The organism is Rhodonellum sp., assembly GCF_030656585.1.
Taxonomy (GTDB): Bacteria; Bacteroidota; Bacteroidia; order Cytophagales; family Cyclobacteriaceae; genus Rhodonellum; species Rhodonellum psychrophilum.
The window spans coordinates 1-26,156 of sequence record NZ_JAUSPP010000042.1 but is presented as its reverse complement, the minus strand read 5'-3'; the positions used below and the strand labels follow the sequence as shown (position 1 = coordinate 26,156).

General features: G+C 42.7%; 13 protein-coding genes. 6 read left to right on the top strand and 7 right to left on the bottom strand.

The genetic code is table 11. From position 1 onward, the window contains the following. Position 1: 1 nt before the first annotated feature. Complete coding sequence (locus tag Q7J63_RS10835) at positions 2–2,215, bottom strand: DUF4838 domain-containing protein (RefSeq protein WP_304886057.1); 2,214 nt, start codon at positions 2,213–2,215, stop codon at positions 2–4. 4 nt (positions 2,216–2,219) lie between these two features. Then, a complete protein-coding gene (locus tag Q7J63_RS10830; RefSeq protein WP_019598870.1) occupies positions 2,220–2,762 on the bottom strand; it encodes a class I SAM-dependent methyltransferase in 543 nt (180 codons plus the stop codon). A 93-nt stretch (positions 2,763–2,855) separates the two neighbouring features. Between Q7J63_RS10830 and Q7J63_RS10825 the strand changes: the two genes are divergently transcribed. Beyond that, positions 2,856–4,883: an LTA synthase family protein gene (locus Q7J63_RS10825; RefSeq protein WP_304886054.1), complete on the top strand. Its 2,028-nt coding sequence runs from the start codon at positions 2,856–2,858 to the stop codon at positions 4,881–4,883. A gap of 160 nt (positions 4,884–5,043) precedes the next feature. On the opposite strand, the gene Q7J63_RS10820 is transcribed toward Q7J63_RS10825, so the two are convergent. From Q7J63_RS10820 to Q7J63_RS10800, 5 genes are all read right to left on the bottom strand, one after another. Further along, positions 5,044–6,243 carry a hypothetical protein gene (locus Q7J63_RS10820; RefSeq protein WP_304886053.1) on the bottom strand — a complete coding sequence of 400 codons (1,200 nt, stop codon included), beginning with the start codon at positions 6,241–6,243 and terminating at the stop codon, positions 5,044–5,046. After that, positions 6,243–7,484 (bottom strand): YaiO family outer membrane beta-barrel protein, encoded by a 1,242-nt coding sequence (locus Q7J63_RS10815; protein ID WP_304886051.1) that lies wholly within the window; start codon positions 7,482–7,484, stop codon positions 6,243–6,245. Before Q7J63_RS10815 ends, Q7J63_RS10820 begins: the two co-directional genes overlap by 1 nt. A gap of 20 nt (positions 7,485–7,504) precedes the next feature. Then, the gene (locus Q7J63_RS10810) at positions 7,505–8,956 is read right to left on the bottom strand and encodes a glycosyltransferase family 2 protein (protein WP_031327211.1); all 1,452 of its coding nucleotides are present in this window, start codon (positions 8,954–8,956) and stop codon (positions 7,505–7,507) included. Continuing rightward, on the bottom strand, positions 8,949–10,379 hold the full coding sequence (locus Q7J63_RS10805; RefSeq protein ID WP_304886050.1) for a hypothetical protein: 1,431 nt from the start codon (positions 10,377–10,379) through the stop codon (positions 8,949–8,951). The genes Q7J63_RS10810 and Q7J63_RS10805 overlap by 8 nt, the downstream gene beginning before the upstream one ends. Positions 10,380–10,552: 173 nt before the next feature. Then, the gene (locus Q7J63_RS10800; RefSeq protein ID WP_019598876.1) at positions 10,553–10,915 is read right to left on the bottom strand and encodes a response regulator transcription factor; all 363 of its coding nucleotides are present in this window, start codon (positions 10,913–10,915) and stop codon (positions 10,553–10,555) included. 237 nt (positions 10,916–11,152) lie between these two features. Here Q7J63_RS10800 and Q7J63_RS10795 point away from each other — a divergent pair, with 237 nt between their 5' ends. The 5 genes from Q7J63_RS10795 to Q7J63_RS10775 all read left to right on the top strand — a co-directional run. Further along, the gene (locus Q7J63_RS10795) at positions 11,153–12,814 is read left to right on the top strand and encodes an amidohydrolase family protein (RefSeq protein WP_304886048.1); all 1,662 of its coding nucleotides are present in this window, start codon (positions 11,153–11,155) and stop codon (positions 12,812–12,814) included. An 11-nt stretch (positions 12,815–12,825) separates the two neighbouring features. Further along, positions 12,826–14,208, top strand: a complete 1,383-nt coding sequence (locus Q7J63_RS10790; protein WP_019598879.1) for an amidohydrolase family protein — start codon at positions 12,826–12,828, stop codon at positions 14,206–14,208. A gap of 33 nt (positions 14,209–14,241) precedes the next feature. After that, the gene (locus tag Q7J63_RS10785) at positions 14,242–15,543 is read left to right on the top strand and encodes an amidohydrolase family protein (RefSeq protein ID WP_019598880.1); all 1,302 of its coding nucleotides are present in this window, start codon (positions 14,242–14,244) and stop codon (positions 15,541–15,543) included. A gap of 824 nt (positions 15,544–16,367) precedes the next feature. Beyond that, the gene (locus tag Q7J63_RS10780; RefSeq protein WP_304886046.1) at positions 16,368–16,838 is read left to right on the top strand and encodes a hypothetical protein; all 471 of its coding nucleotides are present in this window, start codon (positions 16,368–16,370) and stop codon (positions 16,836–16,838) included. Positions 16,839–16,948: 110 nt separating this feature from the next. After that, the coding region (locus Q7J63_RS10775) for an MBG domain-containing protein (protein WP_304886044.1) at positions 16,949–26,156 on the top strand (9,208 nt) is incomplete at its 3' end.

Sequence of the window (26,156 nt, the reverse complement as noted above, 5' to 3'; positions counted from 1 at the left end):
TTTATTTCAACAAAATTTCATCCAACATGACCATGGGCATTTTATCTTTCCGATACGTCCAATGGGGAAGCCGGGCTTGGTTCTTAATCAAGATTTTGAATTCCTCAAAACGATGCGCCTTTTTGATTTTCAAATCAATGGTTTTTCTATCAACTTCTGGATGCTCCCGAAGTGACACCAAATGCTTGACCGAAAGCAATTTCCATTTATTTTTTCGCCAACCAAAAACCCGAACATTCTCAGGCGGGAAAATCCAATGCCTCTGATCTTCCAAAAACCCGATTTGTACCGACTTAAAATCGATCCCTCCGGTCTTGATCACCAATTCCGGATCTGTTTCATACCAACCCACCCACTGGATTTTAAAATCTAGAAATCCCCTGATCCCATTGACCAAGTCCGAGGGACCATTTCCTTGGTATTCAGATGAAGGTGCTGTCAAATAGGTAACGTGAAAATTCTCTGCCTTATTTTCCAACAAGGCATTTTCAATTATATTCTCCCATTCATGCACATATAAATCAGGGCTGGGTCCGTTCTCCCTGATTTCATAAATGCCTCTTTGATTGGCATCCTTTGCAAAGCTCTTAACTCTTAAAGGAAGGTGACTGGGGACAACCCAATTTCCATTTTCCTTTTGAAACATGCCAAAATCATTTTTTCCATAATATTTCGCCTGCTCCAAATACACATACTCCAGGGATTTCCTGACTTTGGCCACACGGCTGGCAAATAGTGGGTCGGATTCCGTAGCCTCTTCCGCCTTTTTGATCAACTGATCGTATTGGTCCATATAGGATGGAGCCAAAAAAGTCTTGGATTGGGCAATTGGGCCTGAATAAATATCCAATATTTTATCCTGTACCTGTTGCCCGGCTTGCAAAAGGCTGAGGTAGGCACTGATGTACTCCGAAGCATTTCCATAAAAGCGCAAGAGGAATTCTTCCATTTCCTTCTCAAAATCCAGGTGAACATCCCAAAGCAATTTTGCCAAGAGATATTGCCGGAGTTCATAAAAATCACCAGGGATATCTCCATACCCTTGGACAAATAGTCCCTTCACTCCTTTGGATTTGTAGAATTGGAAGTTTTTCTGCAACACATGCAGATTTGGAAATGGGGATAAATAATGGCTAAACTGAACGGTATAATCCCAAACAAAGGTTTTGGGATTTACCGATTGCCAATCCTCCAAGATATTTCCCACAAATTCGCTTCTGCTGTCTTCAGGAATGGCTTGCCCACGATTGATTTCTATCGGACAATAAATCGTCGTGACATTTGTCAATGGTTTGATCTCCGATGGCGGCAAAACAGTGTGTTGATAGGCGAGTGTGGCGAACTCCTGGTCGGGGAATTCGGAGGCCAATCGATTCACAAAATGGACCAAAGCTCCTGTGGGCCCGCCGTTGGCATCATTTATACTTTTGCATTGCCCACAGCCACAATGAATCACACCATCATTCTGACTGATGGAAAAATACCTTGCTCCGGGATTTTCTAAAATCAGAGTTTCAAGATTCTTCTTTGCAAGCGCAAACACTCCATCATTGGTCATGCAGATGGATTCTGATCTTCTTTTGCCTTTATATAAGGCAAAGTACTCAGGATGCAAATCGAAATACTCTTTGGTTGAAATCAATTTAGAAAAGGAATGTCCCCAAAGCCCAAAATCATCGATGTGCCAATCCAATTTGTGCCAACCCCTGAAGGATTGATCGTAGGCCTCGGGATAAAAAAGTGCCCTGTATTCAAAATCCGGCTGATAGGATTTGTCAAAATTCTTCGGGAAAACAATCGTTTTGTCTTCGGGATAATAAGTAAAATCGACCGTGTATTTTCGGATTCCCAAGATTTCCAAAAATGTGGACACCGAAAATGACAGTGCTAACTGGTCTTTTGCAACCAGTGAAATTCCGCTATCAAGAGATTGGATTTTGAAATACGTGTTCTCAAAACCACTTGGATTTATTTCAAGTTTGAGAAAAAAACTTTTGGGTTTTGATGGTCCAGTATAAATTGGAAGCGATGCATCGAGCCAATTCAGAAGTTCTGATTGAAGGAATTCAGCCTGCTCTCTTTCAATTTCGGAAGATGCCCAAATCAGCGGAAGACCATGTTTTTGCGAGAATTGAAATTGGTCTTGCCTTGCAAAAACATGGCCACCAGCCAAGAGCAAAAATAGCCAACAACCGAATAAAGGCTTTAGCGGCATTGCTTCAATTGCAGACCATGATAAAAGCTGGCGGGAAATTTTTTAGGGTGAAAGAAGTTTTGATTTCGCTAAAATGATTGGCAAACTGAAATTTCAACGCGTAAGAATAACAGATCTGGATAAACTTACCTGAATCTGAAACAGATTCTTTGCTTTTTTTGTAGATCTGATGACGATTTGATTTTGGGATCAGGCTCAGTGGCAATGACGAGAAGATGAAGTCTGCTTTTTTCCCATCCAAATACTGGTCAATATTTTCTGCTGAATCACAAATGACATGAACATTGTCTTGAGGAAAAACCTTTTCAAGGTTGGTGCAAAAATTCTGGCTAATTTCAAAAACCAACAACACGGCGTCAGCATCCATTCTTTCCACTATTCCCTGAGTAATACTACCATCTCCCCCTCCCAATTCTACAATTAATTTAGCACCCTTAAAATCGGCGAATGACAACATTTTTTTAACGAGTGCTTTGGAGCTGAAAGTTACTGCGCCAGTGGTGGACAAATTTGTGAAGAGCTCCTTCAAAAGTGTACTTTTGTTCATATAGGTCTTGTATAGTCGTGCAATATAGGTATTTTCGAAAAAAATAATCGATAAAGTACGTCGCCCCCCTGCATTTAAGTCAGAATAATAAATATGTCCCACCAAGCTGCGATCAATTCCAATTTTCTAACCACGATAAAAGACAATTTCAAAAACTTTTGGCTGATCGCAATTCCCTATCTTATTCTGATGCTGTTGTTGAGACTGGTGGAAGTCATCTGGGTTTTCAAGATTCACCCATTGGATTTCCAACCGATCAATATCATCCTCGGAGGGCTCATTAGGGATTTCGAATGGATATTCTATCTATTGGGTTTTTTCTTGCTGCTCAATGTATTGATTGGCTTTTTTCTACCCAGAACCATCGAAATAATCACGCGGATCATGATCACTTTTCTTCTGATCATCCACGGAGGTTTGATTTTTTATTTTACCAAATCTCTTTTCCCGTTGGGAGATGATCTTTATGCCTACTCGACAAAAGACATCATCGCCACACTAAAGGCTTCCGGGGTGATCAATATGCTAAATGGAGTCGTGATCCTTGTTTTGGTTTCTGTTATCTACTTTTTTACAGGATTGGGAAAACGGATTAGGATTTCCTTCAATACGGCTTTGGTACTCAGCGGTATTTGTTATGGATACCTCCTTGTTTTCAACCTGATTGCCATCCTTTCCCCAAAGCCTATTTCTGGTATGGAAACCAACCTGAAGGCCAATAAATCCTTCTACCTCTACGACCAGTCCTACAGCCACTTCACAGCTGAAAGCAATCTCTATTTTGATTTTTATCTTGCAAATACCAATGATGAAAATCAATTGATGACTAAAAAATATTTGAATTCAGAATATCCATTTTTGCATGAAAACAATTATCCAGATGTTTTGGGGCCATTCTTCAATGAATTTGACTCCATTCCAGATTTGGTTTTCATCATTGTAGAGGGCCTGGGAAAAGCTTATTCAGGGGAGGACGCTTATTTGCGTAGTTTTACCCCTTTTTTGGATTCGTTGGCCAACCACAGTCTTTATTGGAAAAACAATCTTTCCACGACCGGTCGGACCTATGGGATTCTGACCGGCATGTTTGGGTCATTGCCTTTTTCTAAAAATGGATTCATGGAGAATGCGCCCAATCTCCCCAAACATTCCAGTTTGTTTTCACTGCTGAAACACAATGGTTACTACACCAATTTCCACATCGGTGCGGATATCAATTTTGACAAAGTAGGTTCTTTTCTAAATTATCAACAGGTAGACAGAATCCTTGACCTCACTTCTTTTGATCCTGACTTTGAAGTCACTCCTTCCACATCAGGATTTTCATGGGGTTATCCAGACAAAGCTGTGTTTGAAAATGGAATGCGAAAGCTTCCCCGAAACCATCCGCAGCCGCAGATGACTGTTTTCCAGACGCAGACTTCTCATGATCCTTTTATCATCCCCAATGAAGAAAAATACCAGGCGATGCTGCTCACCCATCTTACCAATACCCTCAAAGTAAAACCCAGTGAGATGGCAAGTTACCTGAGTTATAAAAGTCTTTATGCGAGTGTTTTATATGTAGATGAGGCAGTGAAGGAGTTTTTTGAGGAATACAAAAAAATGCCCAAGTATGAAAACACCATTTTCATTATCACCGGTGACCATCGACTTCCTGAAATTCCAATGGCCACACGAATAGACAGATTCCATGTCCCTTTGATGATTTATTCCCCAAAACTTTCCCGTACGAAGCGAATCCATGGCGTCAGTACACATTTTGATATTGCCCCCAGTATCCTTTCCTTTTTATCTTCCCGATATCCGATGGATTTGCCGTCAGCGGTGGCTTGGAAAGGTTCAGTCTTAGATACTGCTGCTAATTTTCAATCCTTCATTTCTGTTCCGCTGATGAGAAACAAAACCCAACTTAAAGAATACATCAGTGGTGAATATTTGATTTCTGAAAATGAGCTGTATAAAATATCCGACAACATGAATATAGATATTGTCCAGGAAATTGGATTGAAGGACAAAATTTCCGGGAAATTCGAAAACTACAAGAATTCCAATACCTATTCCATCGAATCGGACCGGTTGTTGCCGGATTCCCTGATGATTTATAATCGTAAAAAATAAAAATCTGAAGCTTTTTGGTTTTTTTTGATGGCACTAGGCTAAGTGTATCCAGCACATTAATTTGTTATCCATCCCCAAACGGGACCCGGACTTATGCTCCAAATGGTCTGATTTTTTTACAGTTTCAGCCCCACTAATAAACGGAACGCCTATTTAGGGTTCAATCCGTATTTTCTTTCTTGTTCACATCATCAAGAATATAGCGCATCAATGGAAAATAGTAATTCCAGAAAAAACTGTTTCTCTGTGAATAATCTTCAGCATCCATAAACATCCTCCAAAGTTTTGCGATTCCATAGAATCTAAAGGAACTGTTGGAGATCACATTGTCTGCAAAGTCCCCGGAAAAATAATAAAATTTCCCTTTCCCATTTGGTTTCACTACAACTGCTGGAAAATACCTGGGCAATCCCATTTCCCGAAGCATCTCTAGCCCTTCTCCTGTAGGATTGATGTCATAATAAGAAATGACATCGAAATCCCTGTCAATCAAAACAATATCGAACCAATAGGGGTACCAAACAAATTCAGGAATCCCTATTTTGTTTCGAAAAGCCGTTCCGGTGGTAATGATAGGCACCTTGTTCAGCGTGTGTTTTTCATATTCCAAGATCTCTATTTTCCCTGTATCCTTCAGAAACACCAAGCCAGAACCTTTCAAATCCCATTGCTTGTCATGCTGTTTGTTGTAAGAATCAATCATCCAAAATGGCAATTCATCATTTAGCAAAGTATCCAGTTCATCAAAATACCGAACGATCCATCCGGTCCATTTCAACCCGACCAGGGTTTCAAATTCATTTTTGATCGCTTTTGGGGTAGGTGAGGCAATGGTGTTGAATTCAGAAATGATTGTTATTTCTTCCGAATAAGCCTTTTGTAAAAAATTGAGGTCTGCCTTGTCCATTCCTCCATAAATTTTCTTTGAAGGTCCCTGAAGCGCCTCTTTTTCAAGATCATTTTCATAAACGCCATAGGTGTCCGAAAAATAGATCAGTTCGGTCTTCTCTACCAATTCATCTATTTTTTGATCCGTCAAGCCATTTAAGTCCTTGATGGAGTGCGTACCATCTTTGGCCGGAAAAAAACCAAAATAATCTTCTTTGAAATTGAAGAAATCCCCGTTGGGTTTAACATACCTGAGGTGATTGAGTGTCCAATGGATGGAAGAATGTTCTTGGAAGTCAAGGTTGACCACGGTTTTATCTACAATGATCACGTTCAAAGTTGCTTTTGGCACCAAATTCCACAGCAAAAAGGCACCCAAGGGTATCGCCAAAAAAATGAAAAGGAAGGAGAATATCCATTTTAGCAAAACCCTAAACTCCTCTGGAATCAATTTTCCCAATTTATTTCCCATCAGAATCTAAATTCAGTTCCTATGGAAACATTCAGGTTATTCCTGAATCTTCCCGCATTGATTTCATCCTTGGAATAGCCGACAAACCCAAAGCCCATCCAACGTTCGGTCCATAGGTGTTGGTATCCCAATCTGGCCCTGTACGAATTGAGCAATTGGGATTGAAAATCCCTGTTTTCTTCATCTGGAGACACGCCAGAACTGAATTGGATGCTGATAAAATCCTCCGCTCCCTTGAAGTAATAGCGGGTTTGGAAATTTCCACTCACTGAATTTCCCTCTTGGCCAGGGATCAAATTCATTCTGAAATTAAACCACCAATTGCTGACATACTTCCCAAGGGAACCCGTGATGATATGTGTCGTTTCTGAAAATTGTAAATACCTGTAACCAGCGTCCAATTCAAATGCTTTTGGAAGATTCCAATAGATACTTGATCCGAACCTGAATTTTGGAAAAAAAGAAGCTCCCGAATACCCAATATTGAAATATCCATAGGAATTTTTCCCCAAGGAAGGATAGGCATCCAACTCTACCTGGGTTCCGTTGCCATCAAACCTAGAGGAATTGGTGACCCTTGCAATCAAGGTTCCGGTCAGTTTGGTTCTGGTCCTTCCATAAATTGAATAGGTATTCCAGGGCGAAATTTGTCCTTCAAAAGAGTCATAATCATATGTGAATCCTACTGCATTAACCCTGCTGAGCCTTCGGAGAATTTGGATATAGTTCAGTAAACCTTCCAACTTTGGTGCTTTTTGGAAAACCGAGTTCGCCAATTTAAGCGCCGTTGCATAGTCTTCTCTATAATAATGTATTTTAGATTGTCTGTACTGGATTGCATTGGCCTGAGGGCCTATCTTTTCCAATGCCATTTTCAGGATTTCATCCGCTTTTTCCAAATCTTCCTGCCACAAAAGATTGTCAATGTAACCCAAATATCCATCCTCATATTCCGGACTGGCCACAATCGCCCTTTCGAAATAAAGGGATGCCGAATCATATTTACCATCCCAGCTGTAAGACCTGCCGACCAAAATAAGGACATCTGGATAGGTAGGGTATTTCTCCAGTACCTTGAAAGCTATTTCCCTACCCTCCTGCCTTTTTCCATCTAGAATCAGTTTTCTGGCTTCAATGAATAGTTTGTCCGGGTCAAAGCTTTCTTGCCCAACAGCCGGAAAAGCAAATATCCCCCACAGGAGTAGAAAAGAACACTTGATTTTGAGGTATCGTTTAATCATCGGTGGAATGGTTTGGCTTATCAGGTATTGGAAACTTTTTGTTTGTCAGTAGCTTTATTGAAGCCTGCACGAATCATGATTCCCCAACCACCTTTGCCCCGGATAAAATCCCAATGGCCTTTCAATCCCCAGAATACGATTTTGGGATGAATCACAAAAGGTTCCAACAACACGGTAATGAGGAGTTTTCTCAGGTCTTTTTTGTCCTTGTAATTATTGTAGGCAATTTGCTCAAACAATATACTGAAGGAAGAAATCATGATAGAAAAGAAGTAAATCACCACAAACAAAACAATCAGGTAAATTGCACTGCTGTCTCCCGAAATGATCAAAAGAAGTGTATAAAGTACCCCGAGTGTTTCCATAATGGGTGCTGCCTTTTCAAACAAAGACCAAAAGGGATAAGAAACCATGCCCATGACGCCATATTTGGGATTGAAACTGATTTTTTGGTGGAGTTGTAGCGTCTCAATGGTGCCCCGCATCCATCGGTTTCTCTGTCTGGATAGGATTTCCTCGGATTCTGGCACTTCCGTCCAACACAAAGGATCAGGAATAAAACCAACTTTATACGGGACCTTGATTTCTTCCATGTATCTCCGCATCCTGACGACAAGTTCCATGTCTTCCCCTACGGTTTTAGGAAAATAGCCTCCTACCTTGAGCACCAGCTCCCGATCAAAAAATCCAAAAGCACCGGAAATAAGCATCAGTCCATTGAGTCTCGTCCAAGCCATCCTTCCCATCAGAAAAGCCCTAAAGTATTCGATCACCTGAAACCTTCCCAAAAGGGAATCTGGAACCCTGTATTTGATTACTGTCCCATCCTTTACCTCACAATTATTGGCAACACCGATGACGCCACCGACTGCAATGACTTTCCGATTGGTTTCTTCCATAAATGGCCGCATCATCCGGGTGAGGGAATCGCTCGAAAGAATACAATCCACATCTATACAGGCTATTATTTCTTGGCAGGCGATGTTGATTCCCACATTGAGCGCATCTGCTTTTCCTCCGTTTTCCTTGTCGACAAAGGTCAGTTTGGAATAACTGGGATTTGTGGATTTATAGATGGCCCGAACGGGCTTGGTCTCAATGGAGGGATTGTAAGCGTATTTTGTTTTGACCAAGTCAAAATTGTCAATCATCACTTGGATAGAATCATCTTTTGACCCGTCATTGATGATGATTACTTCAAATTTGCCATAATGCAATGACAAAAGACTCTTTGCATTTTGCACCAAACTTTTGGACTCATTGTAGGCGGGGGCGATCAAGGAAATCCCTGGAGCAAAGGGACTGGTAATAATGTCTCCATAATCCGAGAATTTATTTTTCCGAAGATGGTCCCGCATTTCCAGGGCGGAGAGAATGGTGGTAGACAGGTAAATCAAAATGATTGAAAAACTGTAAAGCAGGAACATAATCCCCAACACATCCATTAGTATACTGAACAATAGACTATACATGGGTCAAAATGGGGTCTTCTAGGTGTTGACAGATTCTTATTACTTCCTTATCTTCCACACCCTTCGTCATTTCATGAAAATTATCTTTACTTAAAGTGTGCATGGTGTCCATTATTGCCTTTTTGGATTCAAAATCAGTCAAAACAGCAAATCTTTCGATTAGAAGCGCTTGAGACTGGATATCTCCTAAATTTTTCAGTACAATCATGGCCTGAATCCTAAGGGCGTGAGAGTCGGAAAACAAAGCATGATGGATTTGCTCCAATTCACTTTCGGCATTCAGCGCATCATAGGTTTTCAGGATTTGGATTTTCTCAAAATCACCAGCTTTATAAAATATTCCTGAAAGACTTTTGATAGCCTCCATTTTACCCATAATCTTCACCAGCTTGATTCCAAAAATCCGAACAGACTCATTTTCTGAATCAAACAGATTTTCGATTTTTACGACTTTCTGTGAAGTTAAGAATTTGATTATCCTAAGATAAATCATTTGCTGCCATCTGGAAAGCGGATATTTTTGATTGACCAAGACTTGGAGTTCACTGTCATTGGAAAGGTTCAAAATGGTCGCGACGGCATTGGATCGAATGTAAAAATTTTTGTCCATGGCAAAATCCTGAACTCGTGAAAGGGCCTCGTTGACATCCATTTCATTGATTTCAGTGATTCCTGTAGCGATAATGTCCCAGCGTTTGCTTTCCAGTTTTTTCATGGAAAAAACATGAAGATCAAGTTTTCGGTATATCAATTTCAATTTGGCTTTGAAATCCCCCTTCATGTTCTTGTTCAAACTGATGATTTCCTGAATCATCACGTTTCGAAAAAGTGATTGTGACAGGTAATTTTTCGGAAAAAACGCCTCTAAATCCTCCGTAGAATAGGCTTGGAGTTGCGCAAGCTCATAATCAAAAAGCAAAGTCGAAATGGGCTCATAACATAATTTCTTGAATCTTTTGGTCAGGATTCTTTCTCTGTTTTTGCGCATTTTTACGATGACCATAATCAAAACCAAAACCACGCAAGACACCAAAAAAAAGAAAAGAATCCCAATCAAGAGAATCATCTTAATGTCATTCAAAATCTTGATTTTAATTTTATAAAGAGGTTTAAAGGGTATTTTGGCTCCTTTCAAAATCAACTCTCCTTGGTCATCAAGGCTTTGATTTCCTAAAGTCTTGTCATTCAACAACAATTCATTCCGACTAAGATTGTCCAAATATTCCTCAAGCGCTGAGGTGGTGACTTCATCGTCGTAAAGAAAATAGCGAACGACTGAAGTGGAGTTGCGTATTTTGAGAAGAGAGTCCTGCAAAAAAAGAACTGCTCCATAATCAGGTAAAGAAGCGGAAGTCCACTTATTGTCGATTAGAGGCGATTTTGTAAAGCCTAAATCGGTTAAATTTAGGGTTGTATCAGACACCTCCAAGTCAATTTGGTAGGAAACCCCCTGAATGATTGAATTGGAACCTAGAATTCTGCGCGAATCTTCTCCTAAAATCCCAGGAGACTGTCCAAAAGAAAAATTGGTGAAGCAAAGATTTAAAAATAAAAGTAAGTAAAAATGCTTTTTGTAAAACTCTACGTTCATTGATACTAATTCTTGATTAACCTTCTTACCCTTATCGCCAACTCATTGGGATTGAATGGCTTGGGGATAAAATCAGAAGCACCTAGATTAAAGGCTTCCAGCACAGTGCTCTCCTCTTCACCTAAAGAACTCAAGACTATTATCGGGATATTTGGGAAATATTTCTTAGAGTGATTGATGATTTCAATACCATTTTTGAAAGGAATCATTACGTCTGTAATGATCAAATCAAGTTGATTGTTATCAATAGCATGAATCCCTGCCAAACCGTCCTCAGCCGTTGTAACATTGTATCCATCTTTCTTTAGGCGAAAACGCACCAAGCTTGATATCAATAGATCGTCTTCAATAATTAAAACATTTTTCATATTAATATCATTTAATGATATCGAAATATACAAGATAAGAATTATAAAAAAAGTGATATTTCCCGCTTAAAAAAAGCTCAAAAATCATCAATTGATTTTGTATTATGATAATTGACGTCCAATTCCAATTAATTGCCGTTCCTACCTTTTTAATCCCTAGAAAAAAAAAAACTTTTTTCAGAAAAATATCTTTTGTTAGCTTACAAGCTTATAAAAAACCAATAACAGAAGGTACAAATGAATATCAACCCAAATATTAAGCTTTTTGGTAGCTTATTGATTTTGGTTCTTTGCACTTCCCTTTCACCCTTGATTGCCCAAAGTGATCCTACCGGAGAAAAGAGAGTTACAGGAACCTATGCCATTACCAATGCCACCATCACCACAGCGCCAGGAAAGTCAATGGCTGGTGCCACCATTCTCATCAAAGATGGATTGATTCATGCGGTAGGCACCAATCTCAGTTTACCCGCTGAAACACAGCTGATCAAGGCAGATTCACTTTTTATATATCCCGGATTCATCGATGGTGCCAGCAATTCAGGCATCACAAAACCCAACGATCCCCAAAAAGGCGAAAATTTCAACCCTTCTGATCCCTCCGATGAATTGGCTGGAATCACCCCCTGGAGACAGGTGATGGATCATTTTGATCCCAAAAGCAATCAAATCGCAGATTGGAGAAAAACAGGATTCACCATCGCACAATTGATTCCCGATGGTGGGATGCTTACAGGCAAGTCGGCAATTGTCGTCTTTGGCAATAGCAAGTCCTCCAATGTGTTGGCGCAAAACACTGGCCTTTATGCCAAATTCAGAGGGTCAAGAGGGACCTATCCTGCCACAACCCTTGGTGTCATGGCCAAATTCAGGGATCTCTACAAAAACGCGGAATTGTCGGCCCAACACGCTCGGCTTTTTGCTTCCGCAGCGGGTTTGGCCAGACCGGAAATGAACAAAACCTATGAGGCATTTTATCCAGTTTTGGACAAAAACATCCCTATCCTTTTTGAGGTAGCGGACGATCTTGAAATCCGCAGAGCATTGAGCTTACAAAAAGAGCTTGGATTTCGGATGGTTCTCGTGGGCGTCACCGATGTGGATCGCGTCATCGATGAGATCAAAGGATCAGATACCAAGATTTTACTCAGCTTGAATTTACCGGATGACAAAGCTTTCAAGGACAAAAAAGACAATAAAAGTGAGGACATCAAATCTAGGTTGGACCGCGTCAAGGCTGCACATCAGAATGCCTTGAAACAAGCTGGAATCCTCGAAAAAGCAGGGGTCAAATTCGGATTTATCACCTTGGGTGCCAAATCAGGAGACATGATGAAAAACATCCGACTTATGGTTGCCAATGGACTCAGTGAGGATGCTGCTTTGGCTGCTTTGACGATCAACAATGCCGAAATACTGAATATTCAGAAATTCACCGGAACCTTGGAAAAAGGGAAATTGGCCAATTTGATCATTTCCACCAAGCCAATATTCGCTGAGGAAGCTGAAGTGAAATATGTGATGGCTGATGGATACTTATTTGATTATGACTTGAAAGCCAAGAATAAAGGAAATGGGATTGAAGGAGTTTGGGAATATACTTCGGAAACTCCCGCCGGCAGTTCTGGCGGAACAATCGAAATCAAGAAAGGGGATGCAGGATATACCGGTACCATCACCTATGATGATCCAGCCGGGACAGGGAAGGCGAGCACAGGAATGAATTCCATCACCTATTCAGACAATACCCTGAGTTTCAATTTTGAGGTCCCCGTAGAAGGGAATCTCCTTAAGGTAAATGTGACTGGAGAAATTAAAGGCGGATCGTTCGAGGGCAACCTATCCATTGCGGAATATGGAAGTTTTCCAATGAAGGCCAATAAAAAACCAAACCTTTAATCACCAATCAGATGAAGAAATTTACCTCAATAATAGCTGCTTTATTGGTCTTGGGAAGCATGCCATCAATGGCCCAAACCCAAAAAGGATCAATCCTGATCAAAAATGCAACCGTGATCACCATTACCAATGGGACATTGGAAGATACAGATGTGCTGGTTGAAAATGGCATTATCAAGAAAGTCGGGAAAAACCTCAGCGCTTCGAATGTTCAAACCATAGATGCCACTGGCAAATTCCTTATGCCAGGAATCATAGATGCCCATTCCCATGTGGGCTTAGATGCCGTCAATGAAGCCACCTCCCCCATTACTTCAGAAGTGAAAATGGAAGATGTAGTCAATCCATATGATGTGGGAATTTACCGCGCATTGGCAGGTGGCGTGACCATCTCCCATGCAATGCACGGTTCTGCGAATGCGATCGGTGGTCAGAACATTACCCTGAAACACCGATTCGGAACCAGCAATCCCCAAGATCTATTCATGCAGGACGCAGCCCGAACGATCAAGTTTGCCCTGGGGGAAAACCCAACGAGGGTTCACGGTCGAGGCAACAACAATCAACCCCGAACCAGAATGGGTGTTGAGGCAGTTATCCGAAACGGTTTCAATGAGGCCATCCAATACAAAAAGACCTGGGAAGACTACAATGCCGCTTTGAAGAAAAAAGGAGCCACTCCCATTCCTCCTAAATTTGATACGCGCCTGCAAACCTTGGTGGATATCCTTGACGGAAAGATCATCATCCACTGTCATTCTTATCGTGCCGATGAAATCTACATGTTGATCAATGTCTGCAGGGAATTCAACATCACAAACATTGTTTTCTCCCACGTCAACGAAGGCTTTAAAGTCGCTCCGGAACTGGCTGAATATACGATGGGTGCCTCTATTTTTGCGGATTGGTGGGCATACAAGTTTGAGGTGTACTATTCCACAGCTTACAACGCGGCCATACTGACGAAAAATGGAGTGGTCACTTCCATCAATTCTGATTCAGGGGAATTGATCCGTCACCTCTACCACGAAGCGGGAAAAGCACAACGCTACGGAGAATTGACAGATGACCAAACACTCGCATTGATTACGATCAATCCTGCCAAGCAATTGGGGATCGCCGATAAGGTCGGGTCTATCGAAGAGGGAAAACAAGGGGATTTGGTGATTTTCAATGAACATCCACTCTCTGTTTATGCCATTCCACAAATGACTTTCGTCGATGGGGTCAAATATTTTGACATCAATACCGATGCGAATGACATGCGGATCAAGGTAAGTGCAACAGACGCAGTTGAACCGATCTTTCTCAAGGAACATGATGAAAGATGCATGCATGGTGTTGATTTCTTCTTCACCAACTTCGGTAGGAATCTATTTGAACATTCCCATTAAAAGAACCTTGGATACTCCAAAACACTATTCAACATGATGAAATTTAGAGCAATATTATATACAGTTGCATTGGCCTTGTCACCGATTTTGGCGCAGGCCCAATTTGACGGAGAATTCATAAAGCCCAGAAATGGAAGGTTTCTTCTGCAGAATGCCACCATCGTCACAGTGACCAAAGGAACGATTCAAAATGGAAGCGTCCTGATCGCCAACGGTAGAATCGAAGCCGTGGGAACCAATGTGGCAGCAGGAGATGCCGAAGTAATCGATTGTTCAGGCCAATTCATTTATCCCGGTATGTTTGATGGAGGAAGTCAATTGGGCTTGGTAGAGGTTGGTTCACTGGCCGAAACCCAGGATTATGCCGAAATCGGTCAAGTAACCCCAAACATGCAAGCCCTTGTAGCCGTCAATCCAAATTCAATAGCGATACCCGTGACACGTGTCAGCGGGGTGACGACGATATTGGCCACACCTTCGGGTGGAATGTTTCCTGGAACAGCCGCATTGATCAATCTCAATGGATACACGCCAGATCAAATGTATGCTGGTTTTAAAGGTGTGATCCTTAATTTCCCCTCCTCCGCTAGAAGAAGCACTTGGGACAGAAGAAGCGACGAGGATGTCAAAAAAGATGCTGAGAAAGCACAGAAAAACCTAAACGATATCTGGGAAAGAGCCACAACTTATCATCAATTGGTAAGCGCAAAAGCAGCTTTGCCTTATTACCCAGAAATGGAGCAATTGGCAAAAGTGGTCTCCGGTGAATTGCCACTATTGGTCGAAGTGAATGCGGCTAGTGACATTGAGTTGGCCATCAAATGGCTTGAAAACAAAGAAATTAAAGCGATTCTGACAGGTGTGGCGGAAGGCTGGAGAGTAGCCGATAAAATCGCAGCAGCGAATTTGCCCGTGATCACTGGACCGATGCTGGCCATACCGACCAGACAATCAGACAGATTTGATGCTTCCTACACCAATCCGGGCAAAATGGCGAAAGCAGGGGTAAAAGTGGTGATTCGCTCCAATGATTCCGAAAACACCAGAAACCTTCCCTTCAATGCCGGCTTTGCCGCAGCCTATGGAATGGGAAAGGAAGAAGCCTTGAAAGCGGTGACCATCAATTCTGCCGAAGTCTTTGGCGTAGCCGATAGATTGGGTTCCATCGAAGTGGGAAAAGATGCCACGCTTTTCGTTTCCACAGGTGATCCTTTTGAAACCAGATCACAGATCCGCCATGTATTTATCGACGGATTTAGGGTTCCGATGAGCAACAGACACATTCGATTCTATCAGGAGTTTTTGGAAAGAAGCCCGGGATTGGAGAAAAATTAAATTGTTCAGCCCTTCTAAAAAATCCGGATCTGTTTGTTCAGGTCCGGATTTTTTTTGTTTTTTTAACCCGTGTTATGCATTGCGAATTCAATTCAAGATTGTAATTAACTGATGGTCGGTTAGATGTTGATTTTTATTGACATCACCCTATTTGTGTCAGAAATTGGTCTCCAAATAGCCTGATTTTCCGGCAATGTCAATCCCAATAGGAAACCCATTTCAGACTCCGGTTTAACCAGTCAAAACGCAGGATCTGAAGTTTGCTTTTTCGCTAAATTTTGAACCCGATTTTTTTAACAATCTTTGAAAAACCTCAACCAACAAAAGGCCCAGAATACTGTAAAAAATTACCTCGATTTGCTCAATGAATTTCGCTGGGACATCCAGCTGTTTTTTGTTATGGATTCGTAATAATTATTGCCTATGAATGGTGTATTTTTATTCAATTGCATGCTAAGTTTGATAAATTTTAGGATAGCAATAAAATAAAAATCCAGCTGATTTTTTGAGGGAAAAAAAACCGAGAAAATTCATAAGGCTATTCAATATCGTCTCTGAATGGGTTTTCAGTTCTACTCTTCGGGCCTGAAAAATCAGGATTTTTATCTTTTGGACAATTATTCATTAAAATTTTTGACGTTTTCGTCCATTGATTTTTGAAGTTCCCATTAGTCAAAAAGAAGTTCCCCGGGTTCATGTTTCAAAAACCTCTTTCGGAACATAATTTCCAGACAAAATTCAGGAATTTTCTCTTGATTAGAGCTCCTATCGTGCATTGTTCAAGTCTTTTAGCTTTTCAAAATCACCCAAACCGTTAGCGACATATGAAGAAATTCTACCCAACCGAATCACCAAGCCACCTATTCAAACGCTTATTTTTCTCAAGTCGGAGGAGTGCGAAAACCCAGAGTTTTGAATCCAAAAACCAAGCCGTGAAAGATGGAATTTTTCTTGCTGAAGGGAAAGGAAAATCCAGATTCCACCCTTTTTTAGAAAATCATTTCAGCCGGATTTTCATCAATTTTTTCTGTGTTGAAACCGTGAAGTCATTTGCAGTTTTATCAACTGCTTCCCGCTCATTTCTTCCGGATTTTGCGGGAGAAGTCGAGACTGAATTTGATCCCTATCAAATCCAAAATCAGCATCACCCAAAATCAATCGGGTCATTTTCTTACTTGCATTCCATCCTCAACAATGACCTCGAGGAAATTTCATTAAGATGGTCAGAAATCCAATCATCCACTGCAAATCACATTTTCTTTTACCGAAGAATTTCAAAATCCCTACATCTCTAAAAGTAGCTTTTGAAATTTTACCCTTGTTGAATTATTGACAGGTCTGTAAGTGTGTTTGAAAAAAACATACTGTGAAAAAACGCAATAGCCCAACCCAAATCTCTGGTTTTATGGAATACTTATTTATTAAAAATTTGAAAATGGCCAAATCAAAGCTGTTCGAAAGGTTGATACAAAAATTGAATCTAGGATCCAGTTTAGTGCTCCCTATCCCTACCCCTTCTGGAATACATGTCCTTCTTGCATGTTTTTTCTCTATTTTGATGGGTTTACACTCACCTCTTGTAGGACAAACGATTATCCCTCAGCCCTTATTGATTGATGGTGAAGTAACAGCCATTGCTGAAGATGGCAATAATTTTAATAGTGGAGGAGCATTTACAACAGTAGGTGGTAATACTTCCGAGCGAATCGCCAAAATTTCCACTACAAATGAAGTGGTAACAGAAAGGCAACCCCTTTCTATTGGGAAAGTGAACGTAATCGAAATTAGGCAAGCCGAGATTTCAGCGGGTGTGCCTGATGCGCCAACAGGTCTAGTGATTACCCCAATCAATGGGGGAGGTATGATTCAGTTTACTGCACCTGCCAATGATGGGGGAGCTGTCATTACCAATTATGAATATTCAACAGATGATGGCGCAACTTGGATCACTCCTTCACCGGCGATAACGGAAAGCCCCCTGATTATCAGCAGTGGCTTAACCAATTGTACCCCCTATCAGCTGAAGCTCCGTGCGGTAAACGCTTCGGGAAGCGGTAGTGCTTCAGAAGCCATGGGTTTAACTCCCGTCACATCCATCGATAGCGGTACCAATTGGGTATCTGGAATTTCGGCAGAGAATAATAATTGGACTAGTGTGGCCTACGGCAACGGCCTTTTTGTGGCAGTGTCGAATACCGGTACAACTAACAGGGTAATGACGAGCCCGGATGCGATAACTTGGACAATAGGGAGATCTGTGGGGAATAATAGTTGGAGTAGCGTTACTTACGGAAATGGACTTTTTGTGGCAGTGGCGAGTGCCGGTAGGGATGACCGTGTGATGACCAGTCCGGATGGTTTTAACTGGACGCTGAGGACCCCGTCGGCGAATATTGCATGGCAGTCGGTTACTTACGGTAATGGCTTATTTGTGGCTGTGTCTAATAGTGGTACGGGTAACCGGGTGATGACGAGCACCGATGGGATTACCTGGACGTCAAGAACCTCTGCGGCGGACAATAACTGGGCTAGTATTGCCTACGGCAACGGGATGTTTGTGGCGGTCGCTACTTCCGGTACGGGTAATCGTGTGATGACGAGCCCTGATGGGATTAGTTGGACATCAAGGACCTCGGCTGCCGATAATACCTGGAATAGTGTTACCTATGGCAATGGCCTTTTTGTGGCGGTTGGTAGTACCGGAACAGGTAACCGAGTGATGACCAGCCCGGACGGGATTACTTGGACGTCAAGGGTCTCGGGGGCCAATAATAGCTGGAATGGTGTAACCTACGACAATGGCCTTTTTGTGGCGGTTGCCAGTACCGGTGCGGATAATCGAGTGATAACCAGTCCTGATGGAATTACTTGGACAATACGGTCCTCGGCGACGGATAACGATTGGCGTTCGGTGACCTCCGGCAACGGCCTTTTGGTGGCGGTTGCAAATACTGGAACTGGCAATCGAGTGATGATAAGTACCTTTTCTCCAGTTGCCGATGCACCGGTAATCACAGCAATAACTTCAAGAGACAATGCAGTAAGGGTTGATTTTACCCAAACTGCCGCTGTATTTGCGCCTTCAATCAGCAATTATGAGTATTCTACGGATGGTGGGAGCAGTTGGACAGCACGTTTTCCGGCTTCTGCCCAAAGTCCAATGGACATCACTGGTCTTGATCGAGAGACAAGCTATAGCATACAACTGCGGGCGATCAATTCGGTTGGTACTTCTTGTGTTTCCAATAGCATATCGGCAACGCCTTCAATCGGCACGGCTCCGGATGCTCCTACCGATCTGGTGATTACTCCGCTCAACAACGGCGGTATGGTGCAGTTTACAGCACCTGTCAGCGATGGAGGGGCCGCCATCACCAATTATGAATATTCAACAGATGATGGCGCAACTTGGATCACGCCTTCACCGGCAATCACGGAAAGTCCACTGATAATAAACAATGGCTTAACGAACTGTACCCTCTATGAGTTAAAGCTCCGTGCGGTAAATTCTGCGGGAAGCGGAGCGGAATCTGAGTCAATTGGGTTAACTCCCACCACATCCACCGAAAGCGGCATCACTTGGATTTCGGGGACTTCGGCATTGGATAATGGCTGGAAAAGCGTTACATACGGCAAAGGAATTTTTGTAGCGGTGGCTAACCTAGGTGCCAGTAGTCGTGTGATGACAAGTTCCGACGGGATTAGCTGGACAGCGAGCTCAGCTTTTTTGTATAATAACTGGACCAGCGTTTCCTATGGCAACGGGCTTTTTGTAGCGGTTGCTAATTCTGGTACGGGCAACCGTGTGATGACTAGCTCTGATGGGCTCACCTGGACATCGAGGACCTCGGCGGCTGATAATAATTGGACCAGCGTTAGTTACGGCAATGGTCTTTTTGTGGCGGTGGCTAATTCCGGTACGGGTAACCGTGTGATGACGAGTCCAGATGGGATTAACTGGACGCTGAGGACCTCAGCGGTGAATAACACATGGGAGTCGGTTACGTACGCTAATTCCCTTTTTGTGGCGGTCGGTAGTTCCGGAACGGGCAATCGTGTGATGACGAGCCCTGATGGAATTAATTGGACATCAAGAACCTCGGCAGAGGATAATACCTGGGCTAGTATTACCTATGGTAAAGGGCTTTTTGTAGCGGTTGCGAATTCTGGCTCGGGAAATCGTGTGATGACGAGTCCTGACGGGATTACCTGGACGTCAAGGGCTTCGGCGGCAAGCATTAGCTGGAGTGGTGTTACCTTCGGCAATGGGCTTTTTGTAGCAGTGTCTAATACCGGTTCCGGTAATCGTGTGATGACGAGCCCGGATGGTATTACTTGGACAATACAATCCTCGGCGACGGATAACGATTGGCATTCGGTTACCTCCGGCAATGGTCTTTTTGTGGCGGTTGCAAATACTGGAATAGGTAATCGTGTGATGACAAGTTCCTTTTCTCCGGTGGCCGATGCACCGGTAATCACAGCAATATCAGCAAGAGACCAAGCTGTAAGGGTTGATTTTACGCAAACTGCCGCTGTATTTGCGCCTTCAATCAGCAATTATGAATATTCTACGGATGGCGGGAACAGTTGGACAGCACGATTTCCTGCTTCTACCCAAAGTCCTCTAGATATCACTGGCCTTAACCAAGAGACAAGCTATACCATACAACTGCGGGCGATCAATTCGGTTGGTGCTTCTTGTGTTTCCAATAGCGTAATGGCAACGCCTTCAATCGCCACTGTTCCGGATGCCCCTACCGGTCTGGTGATTATCCCAATCAACAATGGCGGTATGGTTCAGTTTACCGCACCTGCCAATGATGGGGGAGCTGCCATCAGCAATTATGAATATTCAACAGATGATGGAGCAACTTGGACAACGCCTTCACCGGCAATCACGGAAAGTCCGCTGATCATAAACAATGGCTTAACGAACTGTACCCCCTATGAGTTAAAGCTCCGTGCGGTAAATTCTGCGGGAACCGGTACGTCCACGGAGACCATGGGATTAATTCCCGCTACATCCATCGATATTGGCACTAATTGGATTGGACAAACTCAGGCAGTACGTAATGGCTGGAACAGCGTTACCTACGGTAATGGACTTTTTGTGGCAGTGGCAGGTACCGGTACAGGAAACCGTGTGATGACGAGTACTGACGGGATTACTTGGACATCGAGGACCTCTGCGGATAATAGATGGAACAGCGTTACCTACGGCAACGGACTTTTTGTGGCGGTGGCGGATACTGGATTCGGTAACCGAGTAATGACGAGTCCAGATGGAATAACTTGGACGTCAAGGACCTCTGCCACGGATAATGATTGGGCTAGTGTTACTTACGGCAATGGTCTTTTTGTGGCAGTGGCAATTACCGGTACGGGTAATCGTGTGATGACAAGCCCGGATGGGATTAACTGGACCTCCAGGACCTCAGCGGAGAATAACGGCTGGAACGGTGTTGCATACGGCAAAGGGCTATTTGTGGCAGTGGCTTATAACGGTGCCGGTAGAGGAGTGATGACAAGCCCAGATGGGATTACGTGGACGAGTAGAACCCCAGCGGCGAACAATATCTGGCGAAGTATTACCTACGACAATAATCTTTTTGTGGCGGTATCATCTAATGGTAATGGTAACCGTGTTATGACTAGCCCGGATGGAATTAACTGGACCATACGATCCTCGGCAGCCAATAATACCTGGATGAGCGTTACCTATGGTAACGGACTTTTTGTGGCGGTGGCAAGTACCGGTACGGATAATCGTGTGATGACGAGCCCAAATGGGACTGACTGGACATTGAGAACATCAGCTTCGGATGAAAGCTGGTATTCGGTTACCTACGGCAAAGGGCTTTTTGTCGCGGTGGCATTTTCTGGAATGGGTAACCGTGTAATGACTAGTGGTTATATTCCAGTAGCCGAGGCACCGGTGATAACTTCGGTAACAATTGGCATCACTACTAATGTTGCTTTTACCCAATCCTTATCAGAATTTGTACCGGCAATTACCAACTACGAATACTCAACTGATAATGGTGATAGCTGGGTTGCTGTTTCACCTGCTGCAACTTCAAGTCCATTGAGCATCAGTGATTTTCCGGTTGATGCAAGTTCTATCATGCTTCGTGCTGTCAATAGTGCGGGAAGTTCCTGCCCTTCGGAAGCATTTACGATCCTGAATGAGAAAGTATTGACTATTGCTGTTGATGCAGACCAAAGCAAAGTTTTCGGAGAAGCTGACCCAATCTTCAGTTATGAAGCAACCGGATTTGAAGGGGATGACAATTCCACAATTCTAACCGGAACACTTTCCAGAGCAAGCGGAGAAAACGTCGGGACCTACGCAATTGAACAAGGTAATTTGAGTGCTGGAGACAAGTATTCAATTGACTTTACAGGAGCCAACTTTACGATTACCCCGGCAACAATTGAAGATATCGATTTCGAAAACGGTAGCTATGTCTTTGATGGAACTTCTAAATCTCTTGTAATAGTTGGCAACCTCCCGGAGGGTACTTCTGTATCCTACAGCGAGAACTCCAGAGCGGAAGTGGGATCGCAGGAAGTGACCGCAACGATCACAGGTGACAACTATACTACGCTGGTGCTGACTGCTAATTTGGAAATCACTCCGGCACCTGTTCCCCCTGCTGCACCTACAACACTTTCTACTACCCGAAAGAATGGTGAGGTGGAAATTACCTTCACTGATGGCTCAGACGGGGGAAGTGCGATCACGAATTACGAATATTCCCTGGACGAGGGAGACTCATGGACTCCACTGGATCCAGCCCAAACGACCTCACCGCTTACCCTCACCGGTCTCGAAAATAGTGTTTCTTATACGATTCAGCTTCGCGCAGTCACATCCACCGCAACAGGAATAGCAAGTGCTTCCGTAACAAGTTCCGCACTCTTTGCAGGTGGAACTGGTACAGAATCACAACCGTATCAAATTGAAAATTGGGAGCATCTTTTTAACATTCGAAATTTCCCGACTAATTACTTCATTTTAAATAATGACCTTAATGCTGCAAGTTCAGGCTATGAAACTTATGCCGCTGAAACGGCTAATTCAGGTGCTGGATGGTTACCTCCCTCTAGTCTTACTAATATTTACTTTGATGGAAAGGGATATAGAATCATAGATCTTTTCATTAACAGGGAGGATAGCGAATACATTGGTTTGTTTGGAAATCTATCCAATTCAACTATAAAAAATTTAACCTTAAAAGATTTTGATGTTGAAGGCGCAAATTATACAGGAACTTTAGTTGGGTCTGTATATTATTCAGATTTTGATAATGTACATGTAATTAATGCCCGCGTAACATCGGGGGATTATTATGGCGGATTATTGATTGGAAGTGCGGATTTTACAACTATTATTAATTCTTCTGTAGATGGAGTTCTTTTAGGTGAGAATTACATTGGAGGGATTGTGGGCAATTTGTTCCGAGGCAAAATTGAAGCAAGTTTTGCTCAGGCAACTATTTCGGGAATCTCAGTTATCGGAGGTTTGATCGGATATTATAATGGACAAACGACAGAAACTTCCATTAATAAATCATTTGCAAGAGGAACCATTCAAGGTGCTGAGTATTTAGGAGGATTAATTGGTCAATCAGATCAAACTAAGATCATAAATTCATATTCCCTCGTCGATATTTTAGGTTCTGGCAATCAAATAGGAGGAATAGTTGGATTTGGTGACCGTACAGCATTAATAAATGTATATGCCATTGGAGAAATTCAAGGGTCTGGATCATCTGTTGGAGGGCTTACTGGAGGACTTGACTATTCAAATCCAATTGAAAATGGATTTTGGGATTTAGAGACTTCCGGCCAAGCCGGAAATGCAGACGGTGGCACAGGGCTGCCAACAGCAGAGTTGAAGGATAAAAATCTTTATTTGAGTGCGTCCTGGGAGTTTGATACGGTCTGGAGAATAAAGGTTTCGGCTGAAGATGATGGATACATTTCTTACCCCTATCTACAAGCTTTTGCTTATGATGAAATAGGCGCAAGTACTGAGGTAAACCCGATTCCGGGATTAGTTCTGGTTTCTTTACCTGAACTAACTACTGCTACTTCTATCAATGTGACTACAGTTTCTGCTACACTCGGCGGAGAAGTTACTTCTGACGGTGGGGTAGCAGTGACGGAGCGAGGTATTGTTTGGTCGGTTAATACCAACCCTACCATTACCGACACAAAAATTGAAATGGGTTCTGGCAAGGGCACTTTCTCTGAAACCGTTACGGGATTGCCATCTGGTTCTACGATTTATGTCAGAGCTTATGCGACCAATTCGAAGGGAACTGCTTATGGAGAGGAAGTTTCCTTTGACACTCAATCACCTACGGCACCCACGATCGCGAGTACTCCGATTACAACTATTCCATATGATCAATTTTACAATTACACTATTGAAGGTTCGGTAGAAGGTGAATTAGAAACAACAATCAGCGCACCTACTTTGCCAGCATGGTTAAGTTTCAATTCAGGCGAGTCTGGACCAGCTTCATTAGCTGGGACGGTACCTGATGGAGTTCGACTTAGAGGTGCAGCTGCGGACAATGATGGAAATATTTATACCATTCGAACAGATGGTACTCAGATCTTTAAAATCACCCCCGATGGTACCAGTACTTCTTGGAGGTCAGGAATTTTTGGAAATGTCTTCTCACTGCATATTGCTAATGGTTACCTCTATATTTCAAGAAATAATAATTTTTCAAATGCTATCACTCGAGTGCCGTTGAATAATCCGTCAGCTGAGGAAGAGGTTTTCTTGTCAAGATCAGGTGGAGTAATCTCCTTGATAGATAAAGATGGCTTCATCTATGCTGCAAATTATCCTTCAAGTGAGATTCTAAAAATCAATGAGACTACCAAAGAAGTTTCAGTTGTATTGAGTGATCTGTTTTCAAATAGTCCATTTGGATTGACAATTGATAATGACAACAATTTATTTTTTGCAGCTTTCGAAATGAATTCAATCCTGAAATATGATGGAATTGAGTTAATTACAGTTTTATCAGACTTACCGAAGGGACCAACCTCCATCAAAACAGACGATAGCGGTAATTTTTACATATCAATGGATAATGGAGGCATAAGAAAATACAGCTCTGATTTTTCTTCTTTTGAAGTAGTGTCTATGAGTGCTTCAGATAATATTTGGAGTTTATCGCTAAGTTCTAGTGGTCTTTTGGTATATGCAAAAGTCAACACCAATGAAGTTTATCGTCTTCAGACAAGGGATGTATTGACAGGTACTCCAGCCAAATCAGATTTAGGAGATCATCCGGTTACTCTCCGAGCTACGAATGATGCAGGCTTTACTGAGCAGTCGTTTACCATTACAGTGACTGATGAAAGCGCACCATTCATCACTACCCTTTCACCTGCTAACAATGCGACGAATGTGGCTCTTCAGCCTACACTTATCCTCACTTTTGACGAAGAAGTGGACTTGGGGAATACAGGGGTATTCAAACTTTCTAAAGTAGGAGAGGATCATTGCACCTTGGTATCCATCTTTGAATTTGACCTAATCGATCCAGAGGTTCGTGCGTTATTCGTGCTTTCCGAAGATAGACTTAGTGTATCCCTATCGATCACCGAAAATCTTTCTTTAAATACTCAAATCCTAGTGGAGATTCCGCAAGGCTTTGTGGTGGATGGTTCGGATAATTCTATTGAAGGATTCTCTGCAGCTTCCTACACATGGACTTTCACCACACGGAATAAAAACGAGCAGACGATCACATTCGATGAGATTGGAGAAAAAACCTATGGTGATCTTACCTTTACCTTAGGAAATGCGGTGACAGACCGAGGACTGACGGTGACTTATGCCGCCGAAGACCCAACGGTAGTCAGCATCAGCGGAAATCAGGCCACTATTCTAAAGACGGGTACTACTAAAATTACAGCAACTCAGGCTGGTGATGAGGAGAATTTTGCGGCAGAATCGGTGGAGCAGAACTTAACGGTCAATCAAAAAGCCTTGACCGTGACAGCCGATGAAAACCAGAGCAAGGTTTACGGATCAGTAGATCCAAGTTTGACCTATAGGTTGACTTCTGGAGAGTTAATTGGTGAAGACGAATTCACCGGAGCACTCACCAGAGCCGAAGGCGAGGACGTAGGCAACTTTGAAATCATCCAAGGCAGTTTGACAGCTGGAGACAACTATACGATTGCCTTCACAGGCGCTGACTTTTCGATCACACCAGCAGAAATTACAGCCATCACCTTCGAAGACGGAAGCTTTGTTTACGACGGCACTGCCAAGTCACTTGAAATTGAAGGAACACTTCCGGAAGGAACTTCGGTAGCATACAGCAACAACAGCCTGACCAATGTCGGAAGCCAAACGGCAACCGCAACGATCACGGGTGACAACTACAGCACACTGGTACTGACCGCTACTTTGGCCATAACACCGGCAACAGTCGAAGGCATCACTTTCGAAAACGGAAGCTTTGTTTACGATGGAAATGTCAAGTCGCTTGAAATTGAAGGAATACTTCCGGAAGGAACAAGCGTGAGTTATGCTGATATTTCCAGAACTGACGTAGGAAGCCAAACGGCAA

Bases quoted from the DNA above. Each gene is read 5' to 3' on its own strand.
- Q7J63_RS10795 (WP_304886048.1), top strand. From the start codon at position 11,153: ATGAATATCAACCCAAATATTAAGCTTTTTGGTAGCTTATTGATTTTG.
- Q7J63_RS10810 (WP_031327211.1), bottom strand. From the start codon at position 8,956: ATGTATAGTCTATTGTTCAGTATACTAATGGATGTGTTGGGGATTATG.
- Q7J63_RS10825 (WP_304886054.1), top strand. From the start codon at position 2,856: ATGTCCCACCAAGCTGCGATCAATTCCAATTTTCTAACCACGATAAAA.
- Q7J63_RS10835 (WP_304886057.1), bottom strand. From the start codon at position 2,215: ATGCCGCTAAAGCCTTTATTCGGTTGTTGGCTATTTTTGCTCTTGGCT.
- Q7J63_RS10830 (WP_019598870.1), bottom strand. From the start codon at position 2,762: ATGAACAAAAGTACACTTTTGAAGGAGCTCTTCACAAATTTGTCCACC.
- Q7J63_RS10790 (WP_019598879.1), top strand. From the start codon at position 12,826: ATGAAGAAATTTACCTCAATAATAGCTGCTTTATTGGTCTTGGGAAGC.
- Q7J63_RS10820 (WP_304886053.1), bottom strand. From the start codon at position 6,243: ATGGGAAATAAATTGGGAAAATTGATTCCAGAGGAGTTTAGGGTTTTG.
- Q7J63_RS10815 (WP_304886051.1), bottom strand. From the start codon at position 7,484: ATGATTAAACGATACCTCAAAATCAAGTGTTCTTTTCTACTCCTGTGG.
- Q7J63_RS10800 (WP_019598876.1), bottom strand. From the start codon at position 10,915: ATGAAAAATGTTTTAATTATTGAAGACGATCTATTGATATCAAGCTTG.
- Q7J63_RS10780 (WP_304886046.1), top strand. From the start codon at position 16,368: ATGAAGAAATTCTACCCAACCGAATCACCAAGCCACCTATTCAAACGC.
- Q7J63_RS10785 (WP_019598880.1), top strand. From the start codon at position 14,242: ATGATGAAATTTAGAGCAATATTATATACAGTTGCATTGGCCTTGTCA.